This window comes from Stenotrophomonas sp. YIM B13575, assembly GCF_042787595.1.
GTDB classification, from domain to species: Bacteria; Pseudomonadota; Gammaproteobacteria; order Xanthomonadales; family Xanthomonadaceae; genus Stenotrophomonas; species Stenotrophomonas lactitubi_B.
In genome coordinates this window covers 1-5525 of sequence record NZ_JBHZOP010000185.1, presented here as the reverse complement: position 1 = coordinate 5525, position 5525 = coordinate 1, and the positions used below count along the sequence as shown (strand labels likewise).

4 protein-coding genes are annotated in these 5525 nt (G+C 68.1%); 1 reads left to right on the top strand and 3 read right to left on the bottom strand.

The features are described from left to right. Positions 1-243: 243 nt before the first annotated feature. From ACFX4F_RS20565 to ACFX4F_RS20555, 3 genes are all read right to left on the bottom strand, one after another. Positions 244-654, bottom strand: a complete 411-nt coding sequence (locus ACFX4F_RS20565; RefSeq protein ID WP_380658205.1) for a hypothetical protein — start codon at positions 652-654, stop codon at positions 244-246. A 149-nt stretch (positions 655-803) separates the two neighbouring features. Then, positions 804-1145 carry a hypothetical protein gene (locus ACFX4F_RS20560; protein WP_089236409.1) on the bottom strand — a complete coding sequence of 114 codons (342 nt, stop codon included), beginning with the start codon at positions 1143-1145 and terminating at the stop codon, positions 804-806. 124 nt (positions 1146-1269) lie between these two features. Beyond that, the gene (locus tag ACFX4F_RS20555; protein WP_099818949.1) at positions 1270-2445 is read right to left on the bottom strand and encodes a thiolase family protein; all 1176 of its coding nucleotides are present in this window, start codon (positions 2443-2445) and stop codon (positions 1270-1272) included. A gap of 181 nt (positions 2446-2626) precedes the next feature. On the opposite strand from ACFX4F_RS20555, the gene ACFX4F_RS20550 reads away from it, so the two are divergent. Beyond that, a complete protein-coding gene (locus tag ACFX4F_RS20550; RefSeq protein WP_380658203.1) occupies positions 2627-5467 on the top strand; it encodes a S8 family serine peptidase in 2841 nt (946 codons plus the stop codon). Positions 5468-5525: the final 58 nt, after the last annotated feature.

Sequence of the window (5525 nt, the reverse complement as noted above, 5' to 3'; positions counted from 1 at the left end):
TGGGCTGCGCAGGGGGCGCTGCAAGTACGTCCCTGTAAGCTCGGTCGCCGCATCCATGCGGCTCACGCCCCTGCGCAACCCACCCGCGCGGCCTTGGACGGCTTCCGTGCGCGCCCAGCACGGAATCAACAGAAGAAGCGAAAAGTAGAAAAGCCGCGGCGATGCCGCGGCTTTTCCTGTAGAGCCGAGCCCGTGCTCGGCTTTTCCGGTAGCGCCGGGCCATGCCCGGCGAACGCGAAGGCCTTAGTGCTTGGCTTCTTCCTTGGCGGCAGTGGCCTTGGCATCGTCGGCCACGTCGCGAGCCTTGTCGGCAACCTTCTGCGCGGCATCGGCAGTGGCGTCGCTGGCGTGCGCTGCGGCATCGGTCGCTGCGACCTTGGCCTTGTCAGCCGCGTTGGCGGTCGCGGCGGCAGCGCTGTCCAGCGCCTGCTGGGTGTCGGCGGCAGCCTGCTCGGAGGCGGCGGCGGTCTTGTCGGCGGCGTCACGGGTGGCTGCGGCAGCCTTGTCGACGGCATCGCGTGCGGCAACGCCGGCGCTGTCGGCGGCCTGCGCGGCATCCTGCTTGGCCTGCTCGGCTTCCGGGCCCTTGCAGGCAGCCAGTGCGAGCAGCAGGGAGGCGGCCAGCAGGGTGGTGGTCAGCGGGCGAATCTTCATGGCGGTCTCCGGTACTGCAATGGATGGGGACGCCAGCCTATTCATACCGTTGTGAAGACGTGGTGGTGACCTGCGCACGGAATGGCGCGCAAAGAAAAAGCCGCTGGCGAACCAGCGGCTTCTTCAGAACAGCTTGAAGAAAGAAGTTATTACTTCTTGGCTTCTTCAGCAGCGTCCTTGGCCTTCTCGGCGGTGCCTTCAGCAGCCTTGGCAGCGTCGGCAGCAGCGCCGGCAGCAGCGTCGGTGGCAGCGCCAGCAGCCTGGGCAGCGGCGTCAACCGAAGCGTCAGCAGCGGTGGCGGCGGTGTCAGCGGCCTGCTGGGCAGCGTCGGCGGTCTGGGCGCCAGCAGCGGCGGCCTGGTCGGCAGCAGCCTGGGCTTCGGTGGCGGCCTGGTTGGCCGAAGCAGCGGCGTCCTGGGCAGCTTCCTGCTTCGAGCAGGCGGCCAGGGCCAGAGCCAGGGACATCGCGACCAGCAGCTTGTTGATGCTCATTGTGTAAATCCTCGTCGTTAGAATTAGGCAACGCGCATGCTGCGCGCCGACAACATGATGACAAGCCAAGATTGGGTGTCAAGCGATCCCGCATTCATTTTTGCGAAATAGACGTTAAACCCTTTCAGATCAACTCGATGGCGATAGCCGTCGCTTCGCCGCCGCCGATGCACAGGGTGGCAATGCCGCGCTTGCCGCCGCGCGTGCGCAATGCGTTGACCAGGGTGACCACCAGACGTGCGCCGGAGGCACCGATCGGATGGCCCAGCGCGCAGGCACCGCCATTCACGTTGAGCTTGTCGTGCGGGATGCCCAGTTCGCGCATGGGTGCCATCGCCACCACGGCAAAGGCCTCGTTGATTTCGAACAGATCGACCTGGTCCAGCGACCAGCCGGTCTTCGCCAGCAGGGTGTGGATGGCGCCGATCGGGGCGGTGGTGAACCACTCCGGTTCCTGCGAATGGGTGGCATGGCCGACGATGCGCGCCAGCGGCTGCAGGCCGCGTGCGGCAGCATCTTCTTCGGTCAGCAGGACCACGGCGGCAGCGCCATCGGAAATGCTGGAGGAGCTGGCGGCGGTCACGCTGCCGTCCTTCTTGAAGGCCGGGCGCAGGGTCGGGATCTTGGCAATGTCCGAACGGCCGGGCTGTTCGTCGCTGGCGACTTCGACATCACCCTTGCGGGTGGCGACCTTCACCGCAACGATTTCGTCGGCGAAGGCGCCGTTGGCCTGGGCCGCCTGTGCGCGCTTGACCGATTCGATGGAGTAGGCGTCCTGCTCTTCGCGGGTGAACTGGTACTTGTCCACGGCACATTCGGCGAATTCGCCCATGGCCTTGCCGTCGTAGGCATTGACCAGGCCGTCGTGGGCCATGTGGTCCACGGCCTGGAAGTTGCCGAAACGGTTGCCGGTGCGCGAGTTGGGCAGCAGGTGCGGGGCGTTGGACATCGATTCCATGCCGCCGGCGACCACGACCTTGGCCGAGCCGGCCTTGATCAGGTCATGGCCGAGCATGATGGCCTTCATGCCCGAACCGCAGACCTTGTTGAGGGTGGTGGCGCCGACCGACAGCGGAATGCCGGCGGCGATCGCTGCCTGGCGGGCAGGGGCCTGGCCGAGGTTGGCCGGCAGCACGCAGCCCATCAGGACTTCGGAGACGTCGCTGGCAGGCACGCCCGACTGTTCCAGCGCGGCGGCGATGGCGGCCGCGCCGAGGGTCGGGGTCGGAACGCCGTTGAACTGGCCGAGGAAGGAGCCGATGGCGGTGCGCTTGGCGGCGGCGATGACGATGTTGGACATGGCAATCTCGTTGATGCGTGAGCAATGTTCGGAAAGGAGACGACGGGCGTTGGATACGGCGCCGTTTCCCGGCAGACTGCGTGGGGGTCGGCCCAGTATAGAGGGTCGGCAAAGACTGCCGCTGGGCAGTACTGGATGCCTGCCCGGATGGCGGCAGGCCAACGTTCATGGGAAGGAAACGATGGAACGTAAGACGATGGGAAGGTCGGTCCTGGCATCGGCGCTGGCGGTGGCGCTGTCGGCGTGTGGCGGTGGAGGCGGCGGCAGCAACGTGCGCATCGACCCGCCTCCGACCACGCCGCCGGTCACCACCCCACCGGTCACCCCGCCTCCTGCTGCCAGACCGCTGGAGCCGGCTGTGGATGCGCATCTGGCACAGACCAACGCGCGTGCCGCACTGGCCACGGGCGCGACCGGCCGCGGCGTGCGCATCGGCATCGTCGATTCGGGCGTGCTGCGCAGTGCCGAGGCGCTGAACGGGCGGGTGGTGGCCAACCTCAACTACATCGACCCGAGCCGCAACAATCTCAACGTCGATGACGTGCTTGGCCATGGCACGGCCGTCGCCAGCCTGGCTGCCGGTGCATCGGTGGGCGTCTGGCCGGGCGGCATCGCACCGGGGGCGGAGATCGTCTCGGCACGGATCATTTCCGACACCACGCCCAAGGATGACGGCAGTGGCAAGGGCAATTCCTTCAGCGGCACGCTGGGCGTGGCCGGGGTCCACCAGGACCTGATCAACTACGGCGTGAAGGTGATGAACAATTCCTGGGGCGGCCTGTACTGGACCGACCTCGGCACCACCGCGCAGGTCGCTGGCGAATACCGCCCCTTCATCATCAATCACGGTGGCCTGGTGGTGTTCGCCGCCGGCAACGAGGGGCGCGACCAGCCCAGCAGCGTGGCCGCGCTGCCCAGCCAGCGGGGCGTCGGCGGATCGCTGCCGGCAGCCGACCTGGAGAAGGGCTGGCTGGTGGCCACCGCGATCGATCCGAACAAGCCCGGTGAGCGTGCACCGTGGGCCAATGCCTGTGGCGACGCCGCACGCTATTGCCTGACCGCTCCCGGCAGCGCGGTGTTCCCGGAGCCGGGTACCGGCAAATACCTGTGGAACTACGGCACGTCCTTCGCCGCGCCGCTGATCTCCGGTGCCGCGGCGCTGGTCTGGCAGCGCTACCCGTACTTCGACAACGACCTGGTGCGGCAGACCCTGCTCGGCACCGCCACCGACATCGGGGCGCCGGGCGTCGATCCGATCTACGGCTACGGCATGCTCAATGTCGGCAAGGCGGTGAACGGTCCCGGCCGCTTCGACTGGGGCGATGTCACGGTCAATGTCGATGCGGCTTCCTCTGGCTCGATCTGGAGCAACGACATCGCCGGCGCTGGCGGCCTGGTCAAGCGCGGCGATGGCCGGCTGGAACTGAGCGGCAACAACAGCTACAGCGGTGCCACCCGCATCGAGCGCGGCAGCCTGGCCCTGCGCGGCGGGGCAGTGATCCGTTCCAACGTCAGCATCTCTGGTGCCGGCGGTGCTTCGATGGCCGGCCTGCAGTTCATGCCGGGCACGCCGCGGGTGATCGGCAACGTCGACAACGGCGCCAGCGTGGTGCTGGTCAACGCCAATACCACCGCAACCATCGAAGGCAATTACGCCCAGCGGCCGGATGCGCAGCTGATCGTCGCGTTGGGTGTGAACCCGCTGCAGGTGACCGGCACTGCACGCCTGGCCGGTGGCGTGGTGGTCGATGGCATCGTTTCCGGTTACGTGCCGCAGGTTGGCAGCCGCCAGGGCCTGATCCATGCCAACGGCGGTATCAACGGTACGTTCACCACGCCGGTGGCCAACACCGGGGCCAACGGCCTGACCCTGCTGCAGGCACAGTACGGCTATGGCAGCAACGATGCGTGGATGGACCTGACCCAGGTCAACGTTTCCGCTGCCGCGTCGGGCCTGGGCGCCAATGCGCAGGCGTCGGCACTGCGGGTGGCGTCGGCATTCACCGCGCTGGACCGCAATGCGGATCTGCAGGGTTCGGCATTCGGCGCGGCCGCCGGCGCGCTGCAGCGTACGGCGGGCGGCACCGATGGCCTGTCAGCGAGCCTGGAGAGCCTGTCCGGACAGGCGCATGCGCGTGCCGAAGCCTCGACCTTCGACAGCGTGGACATGTCGCGCCGTGCGGTTGCCGAGCGCTTCGACCGCGTGCAGGCGGCGCCGAAGCTGCGTGGCGCCTGGCAGAGCGCGCTGGGCGAAGCCGGGCAGGGCAGCTTTGCCGGCAACGCCGCCGACAGCCAGGGCTGGATGGCCGGCCAGGACGTGGCACTGGGCAGCAACGGTCTGCTCGGCATGGCCTTCGGCGAAACGCGCAGCAACGGTGGCAGCAACTTCAGCGGTGATCGTGGCCGCGATCGCCAGACGCAGGCGCAGCTGTATGCCGGCTGGAACCTGGGACGTGGCTATGCCCTGGCCCAGTTCGGTACCGGCCAGTTCACCCGTGAGCTGGACCGCCAGTTGCTGCTGGGCGCCGGTGCCTACGGTGTGTCCGCGCGCTACGGCGGGCGTTTCAGCAGTGCCAGCGTCGAAGGTGGCTATCGTTTCGGCCGCATCGGTGCATCGTTCACCCCGTACCTGGGGGCCAGCAGCACGCGCCTGGATACCGACGGCTTCAGCGAGCAGGGGGGCTTCGGCTTCGGCCTGCGCGGGGAGGCGTCACGTGCACAGCGCAGCCAGATGCTGGCGGGCCTGCGTGGCGAGCGGCAGTGGGGGCGTTGGACCCTGCGCGGCCATGCCGAATGGCAGCAACGGCTGGATGGCAGTGAGCAGGACTGGCAGGCAAGCTTCGTCGGCGTTGATGCCTGGGCGCCGTTGGCCGGTGTCGACGCGCCGCGTGGCAGTGCCTTGTTCGGCCTGGCGCTGGAATCGTGGTGGGGCCGCAATGGCCGCCTGAGCCTGGGTATCGACCAGCGCGTGGGTGGCAATGATGCCCGGCAGGCGGCGCTGCGCTACAGCACGGGCTTCTGATCATGGCGCCGGGCTTGCCCGGCGCGTCTATCCGGCGGTGCCGACCTACGGTCGGCAC

Coding starts and splice junctions, on each gene's coding strand:
- ACFX4F_RS20565 (WP_380658205.1), bottom strand. CDS start 654: ATGAAGATTCGCCCGCTGACCACCACCCTGCTGGCCGCCTCCCTGCTG.
- ACFX4F_RS20560 (WP_089236409.1), bottom strand. CDS start 1,145: ATGAGCATCAACAAGCTGCTGGTCGCGATGTCCCTGGCTCTGGCCCTG.
- ACFX4F_RS20555 (WP_099818949.1), bottom strand. CDS start 2,445: ATGTCCAACATCGTCATCGCCGCCGCCAAGCGCACCGCCATCGGCTCC.
- ACFX4F_RS20550 (WP_380658203.1), top strand. CDS start 2,627: ATGGAACGTAAGACGATGGGAAGGTCGGTCCTGGCATCGGCGCTGGCG.